At 45.5% G+C, this 23,957-nt stretch carries 23 protein-coding genes; 9 read left to right on the forward strand and 14 right to left on the reverse strand.

Annotated elements, in window-relative coordinates:
* Position 1: 1 nt before the first annotated feature.
* The 5 genes from H6550_01400 to H6550_01420 form a co-directional block, all read right to left on the reverse strand.
* Entirely contained in the window at positions 2-1,069 is a 1,068-nt protein-coding gene (locus H6550_01400; protein MCB9044770.1) for a hypothetical protein, read from the reverse strand.
* A 72-nt stretch (positions 1,070-1,141) separates the two neighbouring features.
* Entirely contained in the window at positions 1,142-2,107 is a 966-nt protein-coding gene (locus H6550_01405; GenBank protein MCB9044771.1) for a pirin family protein, read from the reverse strand.
* Positions 2,108-2,182: 75 nt separating this feature from the next.
* The gene (locus H6550_01410; GenBank protein ID MCB9044772.1) at positions 2,183-2,587 is read right to left on the reverse strand and encodes a hypothetical protein; all 405 of its coding nucleotides are present in this window, start codon (positions 2,585-2,587) and stop codon (positions 2,183-2,185) included.
* Positions 2,588-2,621: 34 nt separating this feature from the next.
* Positions 2,622-4,103: a histidine ammonia-lyase gene (hutH, locus tag H6550_01415; protein MCB9044773.1), complete on the reverse strand. Its 1,482-nt coding sequence runs from the start codon at positions 4,101-4,103 to the stop codon at positions 2,622-2,624.
* Positions 4,104-4,886: 783 nt separating this feature from the next.
* Positions 4,887-5,510 carry a hypothetical protein gene (locus H6550_01420; protein MCB9044774.1) on the reverse strand — a complete coding sequence of 208 codons (624 nt, stop codon included), beginning with the start codon at positions 5,508-5,510 and terminating at the stop codon, positions 4,887-4,889.
* A gap of 131 nt (positions 5,511-5,641) precedes the next feature.
* Here H6550_01420 and H6550_01425 point away from each other — a divergent pair, with 131 nt between their 5' ends.
* Positions 5,642-6,163: a transposase gene (locus tag H6550_01425; protein MCB9044775.1), complete on the forward strand. Its 522-nt coding sequence runs from the start codon at positions 5,642-5,644 to the stop codon at positions 6,161-6,163.
* A gap of 131 nt (positions 6,164-6,294) precedes the next feature.
* Here H6550_01425 and H6550_01430 read toward each other — a convergent pair whose 3' ends face one another.
* Positions 6,295-7,065: a hypothetical protein gene (locus tag H6550_01430; protein MCB9044776.1), complete on the reverse strand. Its 771-nt coding sequence runs from the start codon at positions 7,063-7,065 to the stop codon at positions 6,295-6,297.
* A gap of 518 nt (positions 7,066-7,583) precedes the next feature.
* On the opposite strand from H6550_01430, the gene H6550_01435 reads away from it, so the two are divergent.
* From H6550_01435 to H6550_01450, 4 genes are all read left to right on the forward strand, one after another.
* Complete coding sequence (locus tag H6550_01435) at positions 7,584-8,975, forward strand: deoxyguanosinetriphosphate triphosphohydrolase (GenBank protein ID MCB9044777.1); 1,392 nt, start codon at positions 7,584-7,586, stop codon at positions 8,973-8,975.
* 2 nt (positions 8,976-8,977) lie between these two features.
* Positions 8,978-10,186 (forward strand): S-adenosylmethionine:tRNA ribosyltransferase-isomerase, encoded by a 1,209-nt coding sequence (locus tag H6550_01440; GenBank protein MCB9044778.1) that lies wholly within the window; start codon positions 8,978-8,980, stop codon positions 10,184-10,186.
* Positions 10,187-10,247: 61 nt separating this feature from the next.
* Positions 10,248-11,126, forward strand: coding sequence for a carboxylating nicotinate-nucleotide diphosphorylase (gene nadC / locus H6550_01445; GenBank protein ID MCB9044779.1), 879 nt, complete (start codon positions 10,248-10,250; stop codon positions 11,124-11,126).
* Complete coding sequence (locus H6550_01450) at positions 11,123-12,001, forward strand: diacylglycerol kinase family lipid kinase (protein ID MCB9044780.1); 879 nt, start codon at positions 11,123-11,125, stop codon at positions 11,999-12,001. The genes nadC and H6550_01450 overlap by 4 nt, the downstream gene beginning before the upstream one ends.
* Positions 12,002-12,050: 49 nt before the next feature.
* On the opposite strand, the gene H6550_01455 is transcribed toward H6550_01450, so the two are convergent.
* Positions 12,051-12,692 (reverse strand): carbonic anhydrase, encoded by a 642-nt coding sequence (locus tag H6550_01455; protein MCB9044781.1) that lies wholly within the window; start codon positions 12,690-12,692, stop codon positions 12,051-12,053.
* Between the two features lie 121 nt (positions 12,693-12,813).
* Here H6550_01455 and H6550_01460 point away from each other — a divergent pair, with 121 nt between their 5' ends.
* Positions 12,814-13,821, forward strand: coding sequence for a fumarylacetoacetate hydrolase family protein (locus H6550_01460; GenBank protein ID MCB9044782.1), 1,008 nt, complete (start codon positions 12,814-12,816; stop codon positions 13,819-13,821).
* A gap of 81 nt (positions 13,822-13,902) precedes the next feature.
* Here the strand turns inward: H6550_01460 and H6550_01465 are convergent, their stop codons facing one another.
* The 5 genes from H6550_01465 to H6550_01485 all read right to left on the reverse strand — a co-directional run bounded on the left by H6550_01465 (position 13,903) and on the right by H6550_01485 (position 21,124).
* Positions 13,903-14,958 carry a hypothetical protein gene (locus H6550_01465; protein MCB9044783.1) on the reverse strand — a complete coding sequence of 352 codons (1,056 nt, stop codon included), beginning with the start codon at positions 14,956-14,958 and terminating at the stop codon, positions 13,903-13,905.
* 163 nt (positions 14,959-15,121) lie between these two features.
* Positions 15,122-17,236 carry a ferrous iron transport protein B gene (gene feoB, locus H6550_01470; GenBank protein ID MCB9044784.1) on the reverse strand — a complete coding sequence of 705 codons (2,115 nt, stop codon included), beginning with the start codon at positions 17,234-17,236 and terminating at the stop codon, positions 15,122-15,124.
* A 94-nt stretch (positions 17,237-17,330) separates the two neighbouring features.
* Positions 17,331-19,244, reverse strand: a complete 1,914-nt coding sequence (locus tag H6550_01475; protein ID MCB9044785.1) for a gliding motility-associated C-terminal domain-containing protein — start codon at positions 19,242-19,244, stop codon at positions 17,331-17,333.
* A gap of 759 nt (positions 19,245-20,003) precedes the next feature.
* The gene (locus H6550_01480) at positions 20,004-20,384 is read right to left on the reverse strand and encodes a DUF1801 domain-containing protein (GenBank protein ID MCB9044786.1); all 381 of its coding nucleotides are present in this window, start codon (positions 20,382-20,384) and stop codon (positions 20,004-20,006) included.
* Between the two features lie 17 nt (positions 20,385-20,401).
* Positions 20,402-21,124: an FkbM family methyltransferase gene (locus tag H6550_01485; GenBank protein MCB9044787.1), complete on the reverse strand. Its 723-nt coding sequence runs from the start codon at positions 21,122-21,124 to the stop codon at positions 20,402-20,404.
* 152 nt (positions 21,125-21,276) lie between these two features.
* On the opposite strand from H6550_01485, the gene H6550_01490 reads away from it, so the two are divergent.
* Entirely contained in the window at positions 21,277-21,723 is a 447-nt protein-coding gene (locus tag H6550_01490; protein ID MCB9044788.1) for a hypothetical protein, read from the forward strand.
* Here the strand turns inward: H6550_01490 and H6550_01495 are convergent, their stop codons facing one another.
* Positions 21,724-22,350 carry a hypothetical protein gene (locus tag H6550_01495; protein MCB9044789.1) on the reverse strand — a complete coding sequence of 209 codons (627 nt, stop codon included), beginning with the start codon at positions 22,348-22,350 and terminating at the stop codon, positions 21,724-21,726. It abuts the gene before it with no gap.
* 102 nt (positions 22,351-22,452) lie between these two features.
* Between H6550_01495 and H6550_01500 the strand changes: the two genes are divergently transcribed.
* Positions 22,453-23,079 (forward strand): methyltransferase domain-containing protein, encoded by a 627-nt coding sequence (locus tag H6550_01500; GenBank protein ID MCB9044790.1) that lies wholly within the window; start codon positions 22,453-22,455, stop codon positions 23,077-23,079.
* A gap of 8 nt (positions 23,080-23,087) precedes the next feature.
* On the opposite strand, the gene trxA is transcribed toward H6550_01500, so the two are convergent.
* Complete coding sequence (gene trxA / locus H6550_01505) at positions 23,088-23,417, reverse strand: thioredoxin (GenBank protein ID MCB9044791.1); 330 nt, start codon at positions 23,415-23,417, stop codon at positions 23,088-23,090.
* 150 nt (positions 23,418-23,567) lie between these two features.
* On the opposite strand from trxA, the gene H6550_01510 reads away from it, so the two are divergent.
* On the forward strand, positions 23,568-23,933 hold the full coding sequence (locus tag H6550_01510) for a helix-turn-helix transcriptional regulator (GenBank protein ID MCB9044792.1): 366 nt from the start codon (positions 23,568-23,570) through the stop codon (positions 23,931-23,933).
* The last annotated feature ends 24 nt before the right edge of the window (positions 23,934-23,957 follow it).

The following is a 23,957-nucleotide window of genomic DNA, read 5'->3' on the forward strand; positions in this document are numbered from 1 at the left end:
ACTATACCGCCAGTTTCTGCGCAGGTAATATCCTGTATTTAGCGATTACATACCAGGCAAGCATAGTTACCAAAGTAAATTCATAAGCTACCAAAAATCTTTCCTGCAGCGAAGGGAAGAGCAGCATATGTACCGCTACACTTATCAGCACTATTAAGGTCATCTTCTTTGCCAACCCATGTGTCTTTATTAACAGGAAGATAGAAATAGCTATAACAAGCATATCATAAACAGAATGCCTGAACAGGAAGAATACATCTCTCCAGTGTTGTACATAATCACCTATGGATGCGACGTAAGCAAACTTCATGAACCAATCGGGTGTATCACCCATAAGCACAGGAATCAGTATCACACCGGCAAGGCCGATAGCACCTATAACGCCTGACAGCAAGAGTACATTGCGCTTGCCCTGCAGGTACACAAAATAGCTTACCACTCCCGCGAAAATGAAATTATCTACACGGCTCACCACAGAAAAGAACAACACAACCGGCAACCAAATGCCTTTGTATTGCTTAGCTACCAGGTAGAGCGACAGCATAATGAACAGGTTAGACATAGCATCAGGAGATGATAATGCCGTTATCTCCCTGAAGGGTTCGTACAAACCCAATATCACCGTTAGTATAAGAGCGAAGGGATTTTGTACATACAATGAGAGCAAAGCATACAATACAATCAGCAACAGGAATGATGCTATCAGCGAAGGGATAAGCGTAGCCTTGACCAATGGTATGCCCGTTTTATGCAGCGCGTATACAAATCCCGTATACAATGGCTTTACCCTGAAATATTCCAGCTCATCATAAAACGCTGCGGCAGCCAGCAGGCAATCTCGCCTGTCTTCTATATCGGCTGTAAGCCCGTTGTATATTTCAGCAGGCGTTTCGTTTTGCAGGCTGGTATATACTTCATCATGCATCTTCTGCATATCAGGCTCACTGTATTCAGTCACGATACCCATGTAGGCTATCATATCCCAGTTATACTCAGGCTTCTGGCTGTAGTACAGCACAATAAACCCGGCAAGGGCTACAAGCAGTATGTTGTATATCCTGTTTTTCATTACGGTGGTCTCTTATCCGCCGTAAATATATATATCCGATATACGTTATTCCGTAATGTTTATTGTAGTTAACTACTCATTAACCTTATACGGGTCGCCCATTTTGCCGGACTGGTAGTCGGCATAGCAGCGCATGATCTGTTCTTCATTGTTCATTACGAAAGGCCCGTAAGAAAAAACAGGCTCATTCAAAGGCTGGCCGCCCAATACGAAAACCTCAGCACCTTCTTCGCTGTACAGGTTGATATTGCCACCACCACGCTTGTATAATACTACCTGGTTGGGCTTCAGTTCGTTCTGGTCTTCTATCTCCAGCTTGCCACTCACGCAATAGGCAAAAGCATTGTGTGTCGGGTCTACCGGGATGTTCAATCTTGCCTGTTTATTCAGTTTCAGGTAGTAGTAGAACGTGGGTGTAAATGTCTGTATCTCAGACTTATAGCCCATCAGCTCGCCCATCACCACCCTGCCTGTAAAATCCTTTTTTACAATGGTCGGCATTACACCGTTCCTATGCACGATGGTCGTTGGGTCGTCATACTTATTATTGGCAGGCATATTTAGCCATACCTGGAAACCGTGCAGGTTGCCGCCGTCCTCTTTCAGCCTCGCACCCGACTCTTCCATATGTATCGCCCCCTTGCCTGAGGTAAACATCATGAACTCCCCTTTCTCTATCTGGAAATCATAATCCAGGCTATCCTTGTGGTGCCCGCTACCCGACAGGAAATAGGTGGTGGGTATTACCCCGGCATGCGGGTGCGCGTCTACCCTCAGCGGATTTGTTCCGGGGGTAACATCTACGGGGCCAAACTCATCGAACAGCACAAAGGGCGAGACGTAATCCAGATGATTGCCGGCAAAGGCACGCATCACAGGTAAGGTGCCCACATTCACACGATCAGCATTCAGTATCCTGTGTATCTTCCTGTTGCCTGCCGCCGAGTACATGCCTGACTGGCCTAACAACAAAGAGGGTGCCGCTACCGATGCGCCTAATATCGCCGAACCTTTTATGAATTTACGTCTTGACATCATAGTATAAATTTACACCAATATATTATACCATTCTTTACACTAATGTTTATACATACATAGGCGCCACTTATGGTTCTATTCTTTGCCGGTGGTCATCAGCAGCTTTTTGGATAGCGACGCCAGCAAGAGGGTTTTTACTGCTACATCTGATATGCCCATGGTATTGGCCACTATACTGATGAACGACCCTTCTTTTATATCGATATTAAAATCCAGCACGATGATGTCCGCCAGTATTGATAAGGTACCCATGTACAATTCGGCGGGTATCTGTTTGGCCATGATGTAAGCCGTTTCGGTGAACGGCTTATCCTCAAAGCGTACCTTGTATTCTTTATACAGGTTGATGATATCCACCTCGGAATAACCTTTGAACACCTCTTTCATCGTCACGATAGAGATAAGTTCATCTTCGCGCAGGTGGTCATCGGCTTCGGCAACGCCGAACATCAGGCAGAGTATCGCTTCTTTGTAGTACATAGGTGTATTTGGGTTTTACTATTCATGATCTGTTTTAACTGCCAATGATATTATCCGGGTGCTGCGCCAGGAACTGTTCCGCAATGATCATATCATCGTGCAGCAATCTGTCTTTATCCATAAAAGTTACCTGCCTGCGGAAAGCTGCAGCCAGTTTTTCCAGCGGCTCTGAACTCTTGTCCGGGCGGCGGAACTCTATGGCCTGCATAGCGGTGAGCAATTCTATAGCCAGCACCCGCTGTACATTCTTGATGAGCTTGTGCAGTTTGGTAGCAGCGTTGGCGCCCATGCTCACATGGTCTTCCTGCCCGTTGCTGCTCACAATGCTGTCAATAGAAGCAGGAGTACATAGCTGTTTGTTCTGGCTTACGATAGCCGCGGCGGTATATTGCGCTATCATAAAACCGCTGTTCAGACCGGCCTGTGGAGCAAGGAACGGGGGCAAGCCCCTTTGCCCGCTGACCAGCAGGTAAGTACGGCGTTCTGATATATTGGCCAGCTCAGACATAGCAATAGCCAGGAAGTCTAAATGCAGGGCCAGCGGCTGACCATGGAAGTTACCACCGCTTATTATCTCATCCTCGTCGTGGAAGACGATGGGGTTATCCGTTACCGAGTTGATCTCTGTTTCTATTACGTTGTTCACCGTGTCTATCACATCGCGGGTGGCGCCGTGTACCTGTGGCATGCAGCGGAACGAATACGGGTCCTGCACCTGCTTTTTAGGAATATCCTGTATGGCGCTGCCCTTCAGCAGGTCCATCAGCTGCTGTGCGGTGGTTATCTGCCCTTTGTGCGGGCGCACCCTGTGTATGGGGTGTTTGAAAGGGTCGCTTTTTGAATGATAGGCATCGGTAGACAAAGCACCTATTACGTTGGCCCAGGCATACAGCCTTTCCGACGCCATCAGCGCCCATGTGCCGTAGCTGCTCATGAACTGGGTACCATTCAGCAGGGCCAGCCCTTCTTTAGCGGCCAGCGGTATCGGCTCCAGCCCCATTTCTTCCAGCACTTCCATGCTCTCTCGCACCTTACCGTTGAACCTGACCTTGCCCTTACCGAATATAGGCAGGCTCAGGTGCGCCAGTGGCGCCAGGTCGCCGGAAGCACCGAGGGAACCCAGCTCGTACACCACCGGGTGGATGCGCAGGTTGTAAAAGTCTACCAGCCTTTGCACTACCTCTGTACGCACACCGCTGTAGCCCTGGCTGAGCCCGTGCGCTTTCAGCAACAACATCAGCCTCACCACATCTTCGGGCACTTCATCGCCCATACCGCAGGCATGCGAGCAAACCAGGTTCTCCTGAAGCTCAGCCAACTGGTCGTCGTTGATACGCACATCGCAGAGCGAACCGAAACCGGTATTGATACCATAATAGGTCTCGCCCTTGCTTAATATATTGTCGAGATATTTGCGGTTGTCCTGTATCCTGCCCATGGCATCGGCAGACAGGTTGATAGGGTTGTTGCCCGCTTTTTGCAGGTAGGCTATTGAGATATGATGTGGTAATTCCATGCTGCAAATATAGGTTTCCTTTGGCTGACTGTTTAGCGTTGGTAACAGGCAGTTTGTTGCTGCCTGTTGGCGATAAAACAGGTGCAAAGCTGACGCTAAATTGTTAAGTAGCTGAAAAGCGGGTTTAACTGCGGGTAATATGGATGCTTTGTAACCCATTGATAAATAACACCTTGCAACCAAACTGTTAAGTATTGTTAAGTAAAACCGTAAACGCGCTGCACTTAACAACTCATAAAAAAGCCCCGCATGTGCGGGGCTGAACTTTATAGAATATGTTGTGTATGGCGGGTGCATGGTATTGGTTTGTATTTTACTACAGCAAATATACGTAATTTTGTTGAAATTACAATTGTTTATAGGATATTGATCAATAAAAAGAACCCCTATTGAGGCAAATCAATATTACTCACCACTGGTCTAAGCGTCTCACTTAGACCCCAAACAATACAAGCGTCCGGCTTACAAAAAACAAAATGTGTTATTTACACTATAGGAAGAAAATACCGTTCTCATGACCAGGATCACCTATACTTTTCCGCCGTTGTTGGTGTTCTTCACTTAATTTTTATCGTATCCATGAAAACAGTAAAATTCAATATAGGTAGTGATTTCAGGCATGCTCTATATGCTGAATTAAGAAGCATTGGTACAATATAGGTACAACATTTTTGAATCCATATGGTTTCAAACATTCAACTGCGATGGATCAAGTCTTGAAGAATTAAGACGGCCGTTTGACTGTTTGGGTGCAGTTGCGTTTATTTAATTCCTATCCTTAATTTAGCAAGGGTCGTATAGCGATTTTCCCCGCGCAGTATATGATGCTTTCAACTTTGCTAATATATCATGATCATTAAAGCCGTAGTTATCAACTATTAGGTGCTGATACATCTCTTCAATTTCAACCGCCAAAGTGTCATTGGCAATATTGCTATCGATATTTTTCAAAGCACTTCTTATATGATTGCCCAAAACATAATTATTCATTCGCGGATGGCCGCCATCTTCGTCTAAAAGCACATACTTATGTTGAGCCTCATTCGACCAAAATACACCCGATGCCTTTGGGAAAAACTGGTGCATGACACCATTTCTAAAAAGTTTATAAATAATATCACCTTTGCAACCGTCTGCCGGGAAAAAGGTTGAGATAAAGAATAAGAAGTTCTTTTCATTTTGCCCTGGCTTTAATGGAGTAACGCTCTTTGTATGTCCAACTCTTAACACTTTACCGAAATGATCTATAACGCTGCACAAGAACATAGTATGCATAACGTTTAACATGCCATTGTTGTATTCTGGTGCTAAGTCGTTATACAGGTCGATCGCAGGATAAATTTGGGCTGTGTATTGATTGAAATACTGCGCTAAGATTGCCTCTTTCTTCTTTTCGTAAGTTATCATTTATGAAAACTACTAAGATATTTTGATAAAACTACTCCAATTTTTTCCGCCGTTGTTGGTGTTCTTCACCAACAACCCTCGTGCAGGACAATACGCAACATGCATATACCGCGAAATATGTATTTTTAAGTATGTCTGCTTACAAACGATATGAACTGTACTTTTTCACCGCGACGATACTTGACTGGCAGCCTGTATTGCAAAGCAATACTCATAAACAGGTAATACTAGATAGCCTGAAATTTTTAGTGCATGAAAATAGAATTCATGTATGTGCTTTCTGCATTATGAACAACCATATTCACTTACTATGGCAAATCATTCATCCGCAGGAATTAAAGAACGTACAACGGGACTTTCTGAAGTACACCGCACAGCAGATATTAAAACAACTACGCAATACAAATCATCCATTATTAGAAAGTTTACATGTAAATGCTAAAGACAGAAAATACCAGGTATGGCAGCGAAACCCATTATCAGTACCTGTAAGGTCTGAATCCGTATTGAAACAGAAGTTGAACTATATACATGAGAACCCCGTAAAAGCAAATCTATGTAACCTTCCGGAAGATTACCTTTTTAGCAGCGCAAAGTATTATGAAACCGGAACCGATGATTGGGATTTCATTACTCATTATATCTTTGATTGAACTTTTGAACCTCGCGAGCATGTTGGTGAAGAACACCAACATGGGCGGGGAGGCAAATACTTCCTCGTGATGACGAGAGTAGGAGAAATAACACCTTTATGTTCATTACCAACATGGAGAAGGATCGCAAACTATATAGTAATTCCCAGTACTATACCTATGGATGTATGTGTGCCTTTGAAGTACTCACGTCCGCGCTCAAAACCAAACTTGTCGTAATAAATGATACGGTACGAACTGAACCCATCAATATTATTGAAAAACTTACGTTGCACCTGCAGTCCTAAACGGTAACTTTTATGCCCTTTGCCGGGTACTTGCATACCCAGGTACAGATAGTTGATCAGCTCGCCAACAAAAGCATTATCATTCTTGCCGAAGCTCCCGTTTATCTCGTAATTAAAATCAAATAACCCGTTAATTGGCGTTTCAGTTGAGTAATAATCAAGTGGTTTGCTATGCAGGGGTAAATGCAATATCTGTCCTATCCTGAACTCAGGCATATATTTCTTTTTCGTGAACCGGTAACCGATATTTATGTTCAGTTGTATGTACGGTATAGTTGCATGCAAATGGTAATTGTCGCCAGGATATTTAGGCTTTATAAAACCATAATCACTGAAGGGATATTTAATATTTGCATTGTACCGCTCATAGCCGGCTTCTATACCTGATGACAGTAACACACCCGGTGTTGTACACCGGGTAATATTATACCCTATCCCCTGCTGCAATGTGTTGGCCATTTTTGTGATACCCACATCCCCCTTCACATCTTGTTTGTTCAGCAACAATGCATTCTTGATATAAACCAATGATTCGGTTACTCCTTTCCCTGATGATAATATCGGTGCCGCTATCAGCAGCGTTGTCACGGTTAACTTAGATAACAGTGTATTCATTTGCATGGCGAAAGTAGGATAATTTCAGATATGGGCGATACAATCGCTATGCCATTACATCCTAGTTGCAAACGAGGACGATTAGGGATCACCTATACTTTTCCGCCGTTGTTGGTGTTCTTCAACAACATGGGCGGGATGCGTTCCCCCTGATTAACAGCCGCATTATTTTATAATTGCCAATACCCTCATTTTTAGGGTACTGTTTATTTTCTTCTTCCTGATATTTGTAGTACAAAACTTTGGCAGGCAAACTTTAATATGAAACAGTTATCTAAAATATTCAGGTCAAAAAAAGCAAACATTTTCTGGATGTGCTTTAGTGCCATGTCATTCGTCTTTTTTATGACAATGTCTGTTTATACGATCCAGCACGAGCGTTCAACCTGGTTTACGGTCCTTTTCTTACTGTATGCTTTATTGGCTGTTTATTCTTTTGTGGTTTCCTTACAACGTTATAGACGGGCCAACCAATAACGTCTGTCAACTGCCAACCAAAGGAAAGCTATATTTGCAGCATGAATTGGGCGTCATTATACAGCACGATACGTACGGGTGACAGCAAAGGCAAGAAAACCAACAAAGACCGTGTACGTACCTCTTTCCAGCGCGACTACGACCGGCTGATATTCTCATCGGCCTTCCGCAGGTTGCAGAACAAGACACAGGTGTTCCCCCTGCCACGCGCGGTGTTCGTGCACAACAGGCTCACACACAGCCTGGAGGTAGCCTCCGTAGGCCGTTCGCTGGGCAAATACGTAGGCGACGCCATAGCTGAAAAATACCCCGATGAGTCGCATGAGTTCATCGATTTTTATCGTTACGAGTTATCGTCGGTAATAGCCGCCGCCTGCCTGGCGCACGATATCGGCAATCCACCCTTCGGTCATTCGGGCGAGTATGCCATCCGCACCTTTTTCAAAGAGCTGGATAACGACACCAAAGCGGAGATACACAAACGCCTTACCGAACAGCAGGTAAAAGACTTTGAACTGTTTGAGGGCAACTCCAACGCCCTGCGCATCCTCACCAACAACTTCAACGAAAAAGCGGAAGGCGGCTATAAGCTCACATATACCACGCTGGCGTCTATCGTAAAATACCCCTGCGCTTCGCACGAAGGGTTCAATAAGTCAACGGGGCTGATAGCCACGCGCAAGTCGGGCTTTTTCAACAGCGAGATAGATATATACAAGGATATTGCGGAAACGCTGGACATTCCTAAAACAGAAGGGCATGATACGGTTTACGCGCGCCACCCGTTCGTATACCTCACCGAGGCGGCCGATGACATCTGCTACCGTATAATAGATATGGAAGATGCCCACAGGCTGGATATAGTAAGCCTGGAGCAGATACAGGAGTTGTTCTACCCCTTCTTCAACGAGCCGGAGGGCTACAACAGTAGGGAGTACATTCATAAAAAAGTAGACAGCCTGCACGACGCCAACCAGAAAGTGCAATACATACGTGCCCGCTGGATAGGCCTGATGACCGACAAGCTGGCCCGCATATTTATGCAGCACGAAGAAGAACTGCTGGCCGGCACTTTGCAAAGCGACCTGCTGAGCTGCCTGCCCGAACAGGAGCAACAACTCATAAAGACCATCAACGATTTTTCATTCAAACATATATACAATTACAAGTCGGTAGTAGAGATCGAGATAGCGGGTTACAACGTAATAGGCGGCCTGCTGGAAGAACTGATGCAGGCGATACTGCACCCCGAAAAAACAAAATCGTTCAAGCTGCTGCAATTAGTGCCGGGACAGTTCCACATCAGCCGCAACCGGGAGAATCTCTACGAGGATATCTTATCAATTGTAGATTTTGTCTCCGGCATGACCGACCTCTACGCCATAGACATATACCGTAAAATAACAGGCATCAACATACCTGAAATAAAATAAGCATGCACCCGAAGGAACTGAGAATAGAAGATTATACCTACCACCTGCCCGATGAGCGGATAGCCAAATACCCGCTTGAGGAGCGTGATGCGTCGAAGCTGCTTATATACAAAAAAGGTCAACCGGCAGAAGATACCTATCGCAACATTGCTGAACATATTCCGGCAAAAGCGTTAATGGTGTTCAACCGTACCAAAGTAGTGCAGGCGCGCCTGTTGTTTACAAAAGATACGGGTGGTGTGATAGAGATATTCTGCCTGGAGCCGCACGAGCAATACAGCGATGTACAGACAGCCATGCTGCAAACGCAAAAAGTGCAGTGGAACTGCCTGGTAGGCGGCGCCAGCAAGTGGAAGCATGGCATGGTGCTGGAGCAAAAGCACGATGACTTCATCCTCAAAGCAAAAATTACAGAAAGGAATGAAGGTTCTTTTACCATTGAGTTATCCTGGGGAACTGATATAAGTTTTGCCGAGGTGCTGCACATAGCGGGCAAGATTCCCTTACCTCCCTACCTGCACCGCGATGCGGAAGATAGTGATGAAGAACGCTACCAGACCATATACGCACGCGATAAAGGCAGTGTGGCCGCACCTACAGCCGGCCTGCATTTTACCGATGCTATCATGGGCAGCCTGAAAGAAAAACATATTCATACTGAATTTGTGAACCTGCACGTGGGAGCGGGTACTTTCATGCCCGTGAAGACGGACACCATGGAAGATCACACCATGCATGCCGAGTGGATAGGCGTGGATATTGGTAGTATACAGCATATCATCAAACACCTGGATACGGGCATCATAGCGGTAGGCACCACTACCATGCGTACGCTGGAAAGCCTGTACTGGATAGGCGTACAACTGGCAAACGGGGGCACTCCGGATTTTGCAGGCTTTGCCGTAACCCAATGGGACCCTTATGAAATAGACAGCATCGTTGAAACTAAAGAGGCATTGCAGGCGATAGTCGATTACCTGCAACGGGAGAACCTCACATCACTGGTGACACGCACGCAGATACTCATAGCGCCGGGTTATAAAAACCGTGTGGTAGATGCATTGGTGACCAACTTCCACCAACCGCAAAGCACACTATTGTTGCTGGTTGCCTCTATGATTGGCGACAAATGGAAAGACCTGTATCAGCATGCTATGCAGCATGGATACCGTTTCCTGAGTTATGGAGACGGCTGCCTGATATGGCCTTAAAAGGCTTACAAAACTTATTTGACCGCAAGGTTATTAAATAGTTACATCTGATATGTAACTGATGTATTTAGTAGTTTTGCACGCATTAAACATTGAGCTTGTGAATACTTTAGAATTTATCGGGGCGGCGTTACTGGAAGATATTAAGGACGGAGACCACTCAACATTGGCTTGTATTGCCCCTGATGCTACCGGCAAGGCAGTGCTGAAGATAAAAGAGGATGGCATAATAGCCGGTATAGACCTGGCACAGAAGATATTTACATATATAGAGCCCGGGGCGCAATTTGTACTCTACAAAAAAGACGGAGACCGGGTGACCAAAGGCGAGACCGCCTTTACCGTCTTGGCCAAAGTACACACCATACTGCAGGCAGAAAGGCTGGCGCTGAACTGTATGCAACGCATGAGTGGTATCGCGACACTGACAAATATATATGCTGAAAAGATAAAGAACTATAAAACGAAAATTTTAGACACCCGGAAAACAACACCATTGTTCAGGGCGTACGAAAAAGCGGCCGTGCTGATAGGAGGCGGACAGAATCACCGTATGGGTTTGTACGATATGATCATGCTGAAGGATAACCATATCGATTTTTGCGGAGGCATAGAAGAGGCCATTACCAGCACCAACAATTACCTGGAAGCCAACGGGCTGAACCTGAAAATAGAAATAGAGACCCGAACGATAGATGATGTAAAAAGGGTAATAGCACATGGCGGCGTGCATCGCATCATGCTGGACAACTTCACACCCGAACAACTGGCCGAAGCTGTACAACTGGTAGACGGTAAATATGAAACGGAAGCATCGGGCGGTATCAATTTAGATACGGTTGAGGATTATGCCCGTACAGGTGTAGACTTCATATCAGTTGGCGCAATTATACACCATGCTGTTAGTATGGACCTTAGCTTAAAAGCACAACTGGCATGAGTAAGAAACACCTGGTCTTCATCATCAACCCTAAAAGCGGTGTAGAGCGCGAAAAAGCTATACAACTGGCTATAGATACCAAACTGGATAAAGAACAATTCAGCTACGAGCTGATTCATACAGAATATGCAAAACACGGTACGGAACTGGCAAAAGAAGCTGCAGACAAAGGTGCCTATGCTGTAGTGGCCGTAGGCGGAGACGGCTCTGTAAATGATATTGTGGCCGGGCTATTAGGTACAAACACAGCACTGGCCATTATACCCAAAGGCAGTGGCAACGGTATGGCGCGCACAATGGATATCCCACTGAAAGAACAGGAAGCCATTGACATCATCAATCGTGGCAATACCATTATGATGGATATAGGCTATGCCAACGACAGGCCTTTTATCAGTAATGCCGGCGTAGCTTTTGATGCCTTGATATCTAAAAAGTTCGCGAATAGCGTGCGCAGGGGTTTTGCCATATACAGCTGGTTGGTCACCCGTTATATGTGGACTTACAAAGAGTGGGAATGGAGCATCACCATCGACGGTAAAGAGATAAAAGAAAAAGCATTCATTATAAGCGTAGCCAATGGTAAACAGTTTGGCTACAACTTCCAGATAGCACCAGGCGCCAGTTGGACAGACGGTTTGCTGGACGTGGTGATCATCAAAAAATTCCCGAAGGTATTGGGCGGTGCCCTGGTGCTACGTGCCATGAGCGGCACTATTACTGACAGTCCTTATGTAGACCATTTTACAGCCAAAGAGGTAGTCATCAGCCATCCCAAATTGAAACTAATGCAGACAGATGGTGATGCACATGAGTGCAGCAACAGTATCCATTTCCGTATTGAGAAAGGAGCACAGAAAGTAATCGTGCCATAAAAAAGGCGGATGAAATTCATCCGCCCTTCAATTCAATATTTGTAAACTGTTATTTTCCTGTGAGGTCATACACCTGCCGTATTTTGTTCAGCATTGCTTCAAAGTCAAGCTCCAGGTCTTTGAGCATACCGGAATTCAAATCAAAAACCCAACCATGCACCACCGGGAACTTATTAGCTGCATATGATTTTTGCACCACAGCCGTTTTGATCACATTCAGGCATTGTTCCTCTACGTTCAACTCAACCAGCCTGTCATAGCGGGCATGTTCGTCCGATATTGCGTTTAATTCATCCGCATGCATACGGTACACATCTCGGATGTTGCGCAACCATGGGTTCAGTATGCCCAGGTCTTGCGGCGTCATAGCAGCTTTCACACCTCCGCAACCATAGTGGCCGCATACTACCACGTGCTTCACCTGCAGGTGCTGCACCGCATAGTTGATGCACGACATCACATTCAGGTCGATGTTATTTACCAGGTTAGCTACGTTCCTGTGTACGAACACGTCTCCGGGGCTTACACCCATAATTTCGTTAGCGGGTACACGGCTGTCTGCACACCCGATGTACAGGTAGTCGGGTTGCTGGCCTTGTGCCAGTTGTTCGAAGAAATCGGCATTGGTGCCTTTCATTTTCTCTACCCACAGCTTATTATTCTCAAAAATCTGTTCGTACGGAACTGCCATAAATACATATTTGTTGAGCTACAATAATAGTGAATATCAGCCTATCAACAGTTATAGGGTCTATAAAGGTTTAAAAAACGCCTTATAATGGTTAATTTTGCCACTCTAAAAATTACGATATATGAAACTGGTAACATATGCCCGTGAAGGAAAAGAGCAGTTAGCGCTGTTGATAGACGGTAAATTATACGATACGAACAAAGCGAACAGTGCTCTGCCTGCTACAATGAGGCAAATGCTGAATGATTGGGAGGAGTACGCTCCCCTGGCGCGTGCTACAGAAGAAGGTATTAAGAATGGTACGAACAATGTAATGGGTGTTAACTATGGAGAAGTGACTATAATGGCTCCTGTACCACACCCTACTTCATGCCGCGATGGTTATGCATTCCGCCAGCACGTGGCTGCTGCACGCCGCAACCGGAAGGTGGATATGATCGAAGAGTTTGATCAATATCCTATATGGTACTTTACCAACCATAATGCCATACAAGGCCCCGGCGACATAGTATGTATGCCTGACCATTTCAACAAACTGGATTTTGAACTGGAAGCAGCTGTAGTAATAGGCAAAAAAGGACGTAACATCACGGCAGCACAGGCGGATGAATATATTGCAGGCTACATGATCATGAACGACATGAGTGCGCGTACACTGCAAATGGAAGAAATGAAGCTGAACCTGGGCCCTGCAAAAGGTAAAGATTTCAGTACAGTGATCGGACCGATAATGGTAACACCTGATGAGCTGGAACCTTATAAAGTTCCCGCCAAAGACGGTCATACCGGTAACAGCTACAAGCTGGGCATGAAATGCTGGGTGAATGGCGAACTGCTGAGTGATGGTAATATGGGTGATATGGACTGGACATTTGCTGAGATAGTAGAGCGTTGCGCATATGGCGCAGATATTCTGCCCGGCGATGTGATAGGCAGTGGTACGGTAGGTACAGGCTGCCTGTTGGAACTGAACGGTACGGGACTGTTCCACGACCCTAACTACCAGGTACAGTGGCTCAAAGAAGGTGACGTGGTAGAAATGGAAATTGACGGACTGGGTACCTTGACTAATAAGATAGTAAAAGCAGATTCAGACTTCAGCCTGCTGGCATTGAAGAAGAATGTATAAATAATTGCCGATAGCTTTTATTAAAACAGCGGACTGGTGGTCCGCTGTTTTGTTGATATCCTAAAAGCAAACGAACACGCATTACGCGTGCTCGTTGTTGTCTTCCTCTTTCTCACTTTCAGTTTTTGCATTTATTTCCTTTATTACCTCATCCAGCGTCTGTGCTGCTTCGGCCACACCGCCTAACACCTCAAGGTTTATCGGGTCGTCCGGTTGCTCTTTGTTGAACAACTGCACGAGACCCAGAATTGAAGCCACCGGGGCGCGTACCTTGTGCGACTGTATCCAGGCTATATCTTTCAATCGTTGGTTCTGGTTCTGTATCTTCTGAATATACAGGCGCTGTTCCGTTACGTCCTGTATTGTGCCTTTTGCGGCCATAATAGAACCCATGGGAGACAATATCACCTGCCCTACTACCAACATATGCTTTACACCACGAGGCGTATTGATACGACAATAAAAATTAGGGAAGAATTTTTTGATGAAGATGGTATCAATAACCTTTTCCAGGTTCTTCTCATCTTCTTCGTGTATGATGTCCAGCAACAACTGATAGTTCAGTTTTTTATGTTCGTCCACTTCCAGTAATTCCGGTACAGACTCCGAGTACTGCACTTTTTCATTGGCTACATCCCATTTTATGTAACCTATCTTGGCCAGTTTCTCAGCTTCCTGCAATTGCTCGTTTTTCACTTTCAGCTCGTTCTCAGCTTCAATACGGTTCTGTATCTCCACCTGCATCTCCTCGCCCGAGCGAAAAGAGAACAACTTAGGCATATGCTTCACTACATAAAATGCAGTTATCCAACTAATGACACCTGTAACAAAACGAATGAATGCACTGAACCTGTACAGCGGTACCCAGAACATGAGTGCATCAACAAAGAAGGTGGCGCCGCAAACCAGTATGAAAGAAGCAAAAAGGAAATACAATTTATTAAAGCGGATAGACTTACCCATGCGCAGAGCGTAGCGTAGTATCAGCAGGGGTATGACAAAGTAAGCTGACCATACTAACAGGTCGCTTACAATATAGAACCAGCCATGAAAATCCGTCCAATTTCCGCATTGCCAGAAAGGACGGAAATCCTGGTATTCAAAGAGGTTCGTAAAGAAGTTTATTACTTCCTTCATAGTCATGTCTGCCCGACAGATACCCTTACAAGGTGCCTGTATTTTTTGTTTTGTTACGTGTCTGCACGCAGTCTTTCGCTACAATTTAATCTCACGAAGTTAACTTAATATTAGAGGCACACATAGTGTAAAAATGCTATTAACTACCTGTTAAGAAAGGGGGTTAGCTGAGCACCTGAAAAGCAATCCAGGCGCAGGTATAGGCCAGACCTAGCATGTAAACGAATTGTAAAGAAGGATATTTCCAACTGCGGGTTTCCCGCTTTACTATGGCAAGAGTACTCATGCATTGCATAGCGAATACATAGAATATAAGTAAGGACACTCCTGTGCCTATGGTATAAACAGGTGTACCGTCCAGGCGGCGTGCAGCACGCATCTTTTCTCTTACCGTTTCAGAAGTTTCATCGTTGCCAACACTATATAGGGTAGCCATAGTGCCGACAAAAACCTCGCGAGCAGCGAAGGATGTGATGATGGCAATACCTATCTTCCAGTCGTAACCCAGTGGACGTATGGCCGGCTCAATAGCCTTACCCATGATACCCGCAAATGAGTGTTCCAGGCGCTCAGTTGATTCTTCTATTTTCAGTTGCTTCAGATTGTCCGGATGTTGTTCCTTCAACACCGCGTACTTTGCCGTTACCTTCTGCATCTGTTTCGGCGGTCCGAACGCTGCAAGTACCCAGAGGATCAGCGATATGACCATGATGACCTTACCTGCATCAACCACGAAGATCTTTGCTTTCTCTATCATGGTGGTGATGACATTATTCCAGCGGGGGGCGCGGTATACAGGCAACTCCATCAGGAAGTAACTACGTTCTGTAGATTTTATCATAAGGCTCATTACCTTAGACACCAACAGTGCCATAACAAAACCCAAGAGGTACAAGCCCATAAGTACAAGCCCCTGCAGGTTGAAAACAAGGAAGCTCTTATCAGGAATGACCAGGCCTATGAGTATTGTGTATACGGGCAGGCGTGCAGAACAACTCATAAGCGGTGTGACCATAATAGTTATCAGCCGTTCCTTTCTGTTCTGGATAGTACGGGCTGCCATTACCGCAGGCACTGCACAGGCCATACCACTTATCAATGGCATAACAGAACGTCCGTTGAGGCCTACGCTACGCATCAGCCTGTCTGACAGGAAGCTGATACGAGCCATATAGCCTGTATCTTCCAGCAGAGTTATCAGCCCGAAGAGTATCATGATCTGCGGGATGAATATGGCGATACCACCAATGCCTGCCAGCACTCCGTTAACCAAAAGGTCGCGCACAAAACCAGCGGGTATGATACTGTTGAGCATTTTGGCCAGGTAGCTGAACGCCTGCTCTACCCAATCCATAGGATACTCTGCCAGCCAGAATATACTCTGGAACATGAGGAACAACACAACCAACAATACGAGATTGCCCCAAACAGGATGCAACAATATCTTGTCCATACGTTCGCTCATCATGCTCTGTTTCAGAGGACTGGTCTCTACTACACACTTCTCCATGATGCTACCTATCTTACGATAGCGCACCATTACCTCCTCAGCCTGCACTTTCGCTTTATGAAACCCGTTCTCGTTGGTAAGTGCCAGCAAGCGTATACGCTGTGCAGCGTTCAGGAACGACAGCTCCATATAGTTGCAGGCCACGTGCATAGCGCTGTAAGTACTCTTCAGGCTACAGAAGTCTTTAACTTCTTCCAGCCATTCACCCGCCTGCTCTTTTATGTCAATGAACTCCCGGGTCTGTGTACCTATACCTGTATGGTACACATCGGCTATTGTCTTCTTCAGTGCAGATATACCCTTGTTCTTACGCGGGTTGATCTTCACAACGGGAACACCCATCAACCTTTCCAAACCTTCCACGTCTACCTCGATACCCTTTTTGCGGGCCAGGTCGTTCATGCTGAGACCGATGACAACCGGTATACCCAGGTCCATTATCTGCGAGCAGAACAGGAGGTTCCGGCGTAAGTTGGACGCATCGGCTATGGCTACGATCATATCCGGCCTTTCTGCATGGTTGCGGTCCAGCAGCACCTCGTAGGTTACCTGCTCGTCTGCACTTTTGGGGTAGAGGCTGTATGTGCCCGGCAGATCGAGGATATTGGCCGACAGTCCCTCTGCAATGCGACTGACGCCGGTCTTCTTATCAACCGTAACACCGGGGAAGTTGCCCACCCGCTGGTTGAGGCCTGTAAGCACATTAAAGAGCGAACTCTTTCCGCTGTTGGGATTGCCGACAAGTGCTATGGTAAAAGAAGCCCGCATGAATAAGAGCGCAAATTTACCATTATATAACGGTGTTTGTAGCGCTTAAGGCTTAAAAACGGATATTATTCCCGAATATGAAAACGGGCAGAGCCTACCTGAGCAGGGTCACATTACCTTTTATTACCTGTTGTTGCAGCTTGCCTTTGGCGCGATACTGCACCATAAATACGTAAGTGCCTACCTCTCCCCAATCATAGTTATACCTGCCATTCCAGCCCCTGGTAACATCATTCGACTCGTACACCTTATTACCCCAACTGTTGAATATCTGAATATTGAACTCATCGACCGGGCATTTGAGCAATGGTCTGAAGATATTATTGATCTCATGGCCCGGGGTAAAGGCATTGGGAAATACGATACAGTCGTTACATGAGGTATGATAGACCCATATTGAGTCGACAAAGCTGCCACAGACATTGGTGATGGCCCTTTTGTAGAGTCCTTCGCGATCGGGATAAATGCAGCAGACGCTGGCACCGGTATTCCACTTGTAGTCAACGCCTGCTACGTTCTTGCCTATCAGTTCGATGTTGTTCTCGCACATGACGGCCTTATCTCCCAATTCTTCATGAGGTGTATAGTCGATGGTGACGTTAACCGGCACTTTAATGCTTTCGCATTTGCCGTAGGTCTGGCTGATAAAGAGTGCATAGGTACCCGGTTCAAGTGTTACGACAGGGGGTTGGATCTTACTGCCATAGACGCCGCCTGCATGGGTGTACCAGGTGATATCCGTACCCGATACGTTGATGACAGGGTCGTCAACAAATTGGCAGATCATAGTGTCGGTAGCGGCGGGTGCGGGTGTCGGGGGCTGGATATACACCTGAACCGAGTCTGTTTGTGTTCCGCATTTATTGTTTATCGACAGGGAGTATACTCCGGGGCTGTTAACAGTTATGGATGGCGTAGTGGCTCCGGTACTCCATTGATAAGTACTGTTCGGATAGTTGGCATTAATGGTCACAGGCTGGTTCTCGCAGTTGACCAGTTCTTTGCCCAGGTCAAGGCGGGGGGCGGGTACATATTTTACTTTGTAGGTATCAATATAAGTGACACATCCCGCCGAGGCTACACACCAGAAAGTGCCCGTGTCTGAAATGTTGATCTTTTCTACCGTTGCACCATTACTCCATTGGTAGTCGCCCAGTTGGGCATTACTGTTCAGGGTCATGGTAAATACTGTATCAGGCGTACAGGCTATGGAGTCCTGCGAGGTGAACAAGGTATCTACAGTGCTCATCTTCTCAACAGATACATCGTCTATGAACAGGTAGCAGCGATAGTTGTCGCGGGGATTGGGCACCTGCGGCTGTACGGGCAGGAAATTGGGCGCGCTGCCATTGTTAAACCATCCCATAGTCATCCATTCTTCTCCGCCCGTTGCCTTGTATATGGCGTTGATCCTTATCCAGCCCGAGGTATCAGACAGGAACTTGCCGGGCTGACTGATGACGCTGTTGGACAGTGCCATAGTAAAACCTGTGGATTGCGTGGCCTTGGTGGCAGAGAAGTTGACCCCTATTTTATCGATGCCCACATAGTTGTAGGTAGCGGGCGATACGCCATTATTAACATAGAAAGTGACACAGTAGCTGGTGCCGGCCACCATAGGCTGATTGAGTTTGCACTGCACATATTCTGCAAAAACATTGACCATATTGCCGCCCTGGTTACTGCCCTCCCAGGCTATCATGCCTATGTAGGCATTGCCGGTGCGCGGTAGCTGGTAGCCAAAAGCATTGCCGGGTATGGATACATAACTGCTTTGGGTGGCGCAGGTATTAAAATAGTCGGCAGAGCCGGAAGACATGGGGTTGACCCAGCCCTGAACGGTTGGGAAACTGACATAACCGGGAGAGTATTCGAGCCCTGAAATGTTGTTGGGGCAGGTTTTGTAGGTTTCGAATGATGGATTGGGCACAAGGTTCTGACCTGCACAATGAATGTGCATTACTAACGCCAGCAGCAGCGCCGTATGGACAGTGATTTGCTTCATCATAACGTCAGGAATCAATAAAGACAGGCACTTTTTTAAAAGTGTTGGGGAAATGTTAAGGGTTTTTTTAATCCGCGGTTGCAATTTTATGGCAGTTTCATATATATGACGGTTAGTATTTGTGCTTGTACAGTATTCATATTTTATTATTAATACATGCATAAGTGTTTGAGCAAAGGGTAATATTTTGTTAAGTAATGCATTTGCGGGTTTAACTGAAAGCAATATCAGGATTTTGTAACAGGTTGATAAAGAAGCATTTGCAGCTAAACTGTTAAGTAATGTTAAGTAAAAGGGTAAACGCGCCGTACTTAACAACTCATAAAAAAGTCCCGCCGGGGCGGGACTGACTCTGTTTGAATGGCTTTGGTATGGTGGTAGGTACATGGTTTTGTGTTTATTATTATACTATCCCGCTTGGGCGGGACTTCCATAAAAGCATTCGCTTTTATTACAGCAAATATACGTAATAATATACAAAATAGTCATTAAAATTACGCTTTGTGTGAGGTTATCGCCACCTCCCGTCATTGCGAGCGAGTAATGCCAGTGGCATTATGAACGAGGGCAATCTTATCTGCATTCGCAGATACTCGCTCGCAATGACGGGAGAGGGGGTGTTGTGTGTCCACGTTTGGGCGAGATCACCACGTCGGTATTGATATTCATAAATACCTCCTCGTGATGACGTACGGGAGGGGTTGTGATGACAGGAGGGGGTTGCGCAAGTCAACCGCACTTGTCCCGGGTAAATTTTGGTATCTACTTTTTTTTCTTCTTTGCTGCTGCTTTTTCTATGTCTTCCTGTACTCGGTATTTCACTATTTTTTTGATGAGTGTAACCGGCAATGGCTTATCCAGCGGGAATTGTATAGCACCTTTGCTGGTATTGTATTGCTCCAGGTCGGCGGCAAAAACAGTCATCGGCGATGCTGTGGGGTAAAATCCGATATGCGCCTTATTTGCAGCATAATACACCAATACTCCATGCTGCCTGAAAGCAGGCATATTATAGCTGATGACCTCTGCAGCGCCCGGTACGGCCTGCCTGATGGTAACCCTCATTTTATCCAGCAATAGCTGTATATCTGCGGGAAATGCGGCATGATACTCATCAATGGTTTTGAATTTGACAGTAGCCATATGCAAGATGCTTTTATCTATAGAGGATATGCAATGAAATAATAATCCAGCTTTTTGTAATAATGGTCGCAGAAGTCCTTTTCTGTGAATTGTGGTTTGTTGTTCAGCCACCTGTGCATGGTAGATACCACCAGCCCGCAGGAGGTAAGCAATTCGTATACCTTTTCTGGTGTAGAACCGTAACATTCTGATGCGCCCAAACCGTGCTCGAATATAATAACAGGCTTAGCGCTGCTGATCGTCTTTTTAGCTCCCTCCAGCACCAGCAGCTCGCCACCTTCAACGTCTATTTTCATGAAGTTGGGCATATAACCACCAGGCAGCACATTGTCCAGCAGCTCGGTCTTCACCTCTATTTTAGTATCCTCTTCATTATCACGATCGTATTTTCTTTTTACCAGTCCGCTATATGAGGGGTTGGATATTACATAATTGAAAGACGCTGTACCTGTATTATTGCTCAGGGCGTAATCATATATCTTGCAATTACCCATGCCTTTATATTTTGTCACCAGGTTTTTATACATGTCCGGTATAGGCTCAAAGGCATAATGAGTGCCGTTGGGGGCATATTTCAGCATGATATCCAATACCTCGCCCTTGTGCGCACCAATGTCGATACAGGAACTACCGGCACTGCACACCCTGCTGATAACCTTTGTGGTCTGGCTATCATACTTCTGGTTTTGGGTAATGGCAACGGGTAATTTCTTTAATACCTTCTTTATCAGTTCTTTCATTCCTGTTATATTGGTCCGACAACGGGGCAATAATATTAATCAATAATCCTGCCAGTAAAGATATTCACTTATGGGTAATAAGGTACCTCGCTTAACACAATCCCTGAAAAGAGCAGAAATTATCTATTTTTAGCATATCAATATTCTCACTGATGACAGAGGAGCGCATATTGCTGACGAATGGCTACAGGAATTTAAGACATGTACTATATATACCTGTGCTGATATTTGCGATGGATGTAATAAACAGCGGAGGGAAAAACGCAGGAATGTTGGCGGGACTTATTATCAGTATTGGTTTATACCTGCTGTTGCTCAGGGCAAGAAGATTACGTTTCGACCAACAGAACTTATACGTCATTCACGGCCGGGCAGAAAGGACCATCCATTTTTCGGACATAGAAAGCATAAAAAAGAGCAGGTCTAAAATTAATGGCAGGCGCCACTGGATAGTGACCTATGATGACGGCACGGGCAAAAAACGCAAATTGCGCTACTTTCCGTGGGACTTTGGTGGTGTGTCTAAAAAACTGAATGCCGCAGTACAGTCGGCTAACCCTAAAGTGGTGATCTGGGATCACCCTTACTTTCACCAATGATCAATCTTCTGATACTTTTATATAAGTAATATCCTGTGTGCCACTCATGGTATAATAAGCATTTACCTCTTTACCATTGGCTGTCACCATGGCAACATCCACAAAATATCTGAAGGTTACTGCATTGCCGTCTTTAGCTGATACCGTCACTTTGCCGGGCAGGTCGCCAGGGGTAGGCTCGTTAGCACCGCTTAAAGTACCTGTTATCTTTTTCCAGTCAGGGTCGATCTTTTCAGGTGCATATTGTCCAAACAGCGACTTACCGTTTACCTGCATGTCTGCCAGGTCGGGTTCGTCATTTACTGTATAGTAAAAGGTGACGTATTTACCTTTCATGTTGTAAACAGCATCGTGGTCTATGCCTCCCTGCTCAATATTAAGGTTGAAGCTTGCCTCCATCTGCCGCTCAGGAAATTCCATATCCACAGCAAATATAGGATAACCCATATCCTCTACTTCCTTCACCATACCATACTCATGTATCTCATCATCATAGGGTTCGCGCTCACCATTGAACTGAGCTTCTTCCACAGCTGCACTGTCTGTTGTTTCTGCCGTATTTTTTGTAGCAGAGCCACAGCCAAATAAAAGAACGGAAATAACCAGTAAGTATGATAACTGCTTCATTGTATTTGTATTAGTGTAGTATGAATATACAGTTTTTGTTTTGTACACCGGGCCATACACTAATGTTAACAGGCTTTTCATAGCTTTACTATTCTTCAGCGTATGAACAAAACAAAAGAAGCAGTAGAGGTATTTGACAAACATGCACAGGCATACGCCGACAAGTTCATGGATATAAGCCTGTACCACGATTCGCTGGATGTGTTTTGTGGTTTGCTGAAAGACAATGCTACCATACTGGAACTTGCCTGCGGTCCGGGCAACATTACAAAATACATGCTGGATAAAAGACCTGACCTTCAGCTACTGGGTACCGACCTTTCTGCCAATATGCTGGAACTGGCAAAAACCAATAACCCCGCTGCTGCATTTCAGCTAATGGATTGCAGGGATATAGCAGGCATCGGGCGCAAATACGATGGCATCGTGTGTGGATTTTGTATGCCTTATTTATCTAAGCAGGAGGCAACTCAATTAATAAAAGATGCAGCGGCCATACTAAATAATAACGGTGCCCTGTACATCAGCACGATGGAAGATGATCACAACAAATCAGGTTATGAAACAGGTAGCTCGGGCGATAGCATATATATGTATTACCACGAAGCCGGATACCTGTTACACGCGTTGGCTGAAAATGGATTTACTGTAATTGACCTGCAACGAAAACAGTATGCTCATAACGATGGTGTAACTGTGACCGACCTGCTGATAACAGCACGCAAGTGAACCATTAACTATGCGTACACCTCCAGCAACTTACGTACCCTTTGCTGATAGGCCGCTTTTGATGCCACACCTACTACCTTGTCTACCACTTCGCCATTGTAAATGAATAACACACAGGGCAGGTTGGTCACACCATATTTTAATGATACCTGCGGGTTCTCATCCGCATTCAGTTTGCCTACGTTTACCTGTCCTTCAAAATCGGTAGCCAGTGCGTCAATAGAAGGGCCGATGGCAATACACGGTGGGCACCATGTGGCCCAGAAGTCTACTATTGATAGTTTACCGGAGTTCAATACTTCATTATCAAAATTCGCGTCTGTAAATACTGCTGACATAGAGCTAAGTTTTTTATGGTTTGTAAAACACAAAACTATCTTTATTGCACCCGTATATACTCCTGTATTCCCTTTAAGAAAGTAGTTTCCCCGAGGGAACTAATTACCAACAGTGTTTTTGATAAATTTGTAAGGGGCAAACCATTTACTATGAGAAAAAAAGAAACCATCGTATTGGACAGTGCATGTACAAAAGATGATGAGCTGATAGCCGCCATGGATACTATTGCCGTACTGAGCGGCAAATGGAAGATACAGCTCATCACTACGCTGAATTGTGGCGGTGCGCTCCAGTTTATGGAGATACTGCGCCTGGTAGATGGCATAGGCACCAAGATGCTCTCCAAAGAATTATCAGACCTGGAAATGAACCTGCTGGTGAAACGTACCGAAATGGACACCAAACCTACTACAGTTAAATATGAACTCACCCCTCACGGCCGCACGCTGGAACGCATAATAGATGAAATGCGCAAATGGGGCCGCAGCCACAGGAAAGTGGTTATAGGGAAGTGATGATACGCTTAAAACTACAAACGC

The organism is Chitinophagales bacterium (assembly GCA_020636495.1).
GTDB lineage: Bacteria > Bacteroidota > Bacteroidia > Chitinophagales > Chitinophagaceae > UBA5543.

Excerpts from the sequence above, each read along its gene's own strand:
- H6550_01460 (MCB9044782.1), top strand. The coding sequence starts at position 12,814 with ATGAAACTGGTAACATATGCCCGTGAAGGAAAAGAGCAGTTAGCGCTG.
- nadC (MCB9044779.1), top strand. The coding sequence starts at position 10,248 with ATGTATTTAGTAGTTTTGCACGCATTAAACATTGAGCTTGTGAATACT.
- H6550_01405 (MCB9044771.1), bottom strand. The coding sequence starts at position 2,107 with ATGATGTCAAGACGTAAATTCATAAAAGGTTCGGCGATATTAGGCGCA.
- H6550_01475 (MCB9044785.1), bottom strand. The coding sequence starts at position 19,244 with ATGATGAAGCAAATCACTGTCCATACGGCGCTGCTGCTGGCGTTAGTA.
- H6550_01440 (MCB9044778.1), top strand. The coding sequence starts at position 8,978 with ATGCACCCGAAGGAACTGAGAATAGAAGATTATACCTACCACCTGCCC.
- trxA (MCB9044791.1), bottom strand. The coding sequence starts at position 23,417 with ATGTCAGCAGTATTTACAGACGCGAATTTTGATAATGAAGTATTGAAC.
- H6550_01400 (MCB9044770.1), bottom strand. The coding sequence starts at position 1,069 with ATGAAAAACAGGATATACAACATACTGCTTGTAGCCCTTGCCGGGTTT.
- feoB (MCB9044784.1), bottom strand. The coding sequence starts at position 17,236 with ATGCGGGCTTCTTTTACCATAGCACTTGTCGGCAATCCCAACAGCGGA.
- H6550_01450 (MCB9044780.1), top strand. The coding sequence starts at position 11,123 with ATGAGTAAGAAACACCTGGTCTTCATCATCAACCCTAAAAGCGGTGTA.
- H6550_01430 (MCB9044776.1), bottom strand. The coding sequence starts at position 7,065 with ATGAATACACTGTTATCTAAGTTAACCGTGACAACGCTGCTGATAGCG.
- H6550_01425 (MCB9044775.1), top strand. The coding sequence starts at position 5,642 with ATGTCTGCTTACAAACGATATGAACTGTACTTTTTCACCGCGACGATA.
- H6550_01485 (MCB9044787.1), bottom strand. The coding sequence starts at position 21,124 with ATGAAAGAACTGATAAAGAAGGTATTAAAGAAATTACCCGTTGCCATT.
- H6550_01495 (MCB9044789.1), bottom strand. The coding sequence starts at position 22,350 with ATGAAGCAGTTATCATACTTACTGGTTATTTCCGTTCTTTTATTTGGC.
- H6550_01465 (MCB9044783.1), bottom strand. The coding sequence starts at position 14,958 with ATGAAGGAAGTAATAAACTTCTTTACGAACCTCTTTGAATACCAGGAT.
- H6550_01455 (MCB9044781.1), bottom strand. The coding sequence starts at position 12,692 with ATGGCAGTTCCGTACGAACAGATTTTTGAGAATAATAAGCTGTGGGTA.
- H6550_01500 (MCB9044790.1), top strand. The coding sequence starts at position 22,453 with ATGAACAAAACAAAAGAAGCAGTAGAGGTATTTGACAAACATGCACAG.
- H6550_01510 (MCB9044792.1), top strand. The coding sequence starts at position 23,568 with ATGAGAAAAAAAGAAACCATCGTATTGGACAGTGCATGTACAAAAGAT.
- H6550_01435 (MCB9044777.1), top strand. The coding sequence starts at position 7,584 with ATGAATTGGGCGTCATTATACAGCACGATACGTACGGGTGACAGCAAA.
- H6550_01480 (MCB9044786.1), bottom strand. The coding sequence starts at position 20,384 with ATGGCTACTGTCAAATTCAAAACCATTGATGAGTATCATGCCGCATTT.
- H6550_01490 (MCB9044788.1), top strand. The coding sequence starts at position 21,277 with ATGACAGAGGAGCGCATATTGCTGACGAATGGCTACAGGAATTTAAGA.
- hutH (MCB9044773.1), bottom strand. The coding sequence starts at position 4,103 with ATGGAATTACCACATCATATCTCAATAGCCTACCTGCAAAAAGCGGGC.
- H6550_01420 (MCB9044774.1), bottom strand. The coding sequence starts at position 5,510 with ATGATAACTTACGAAAAGAAGAAAGAGGCAATCTTAGCGCAGTATTTC.
- H6550_01410 (MCB9044772.1), bottom strand. The coding sequence starts at position 2,587 with ATGTACTACAAAGAAGCGATACTCTGCCTGATGTTCGGCGTTGCCGAA.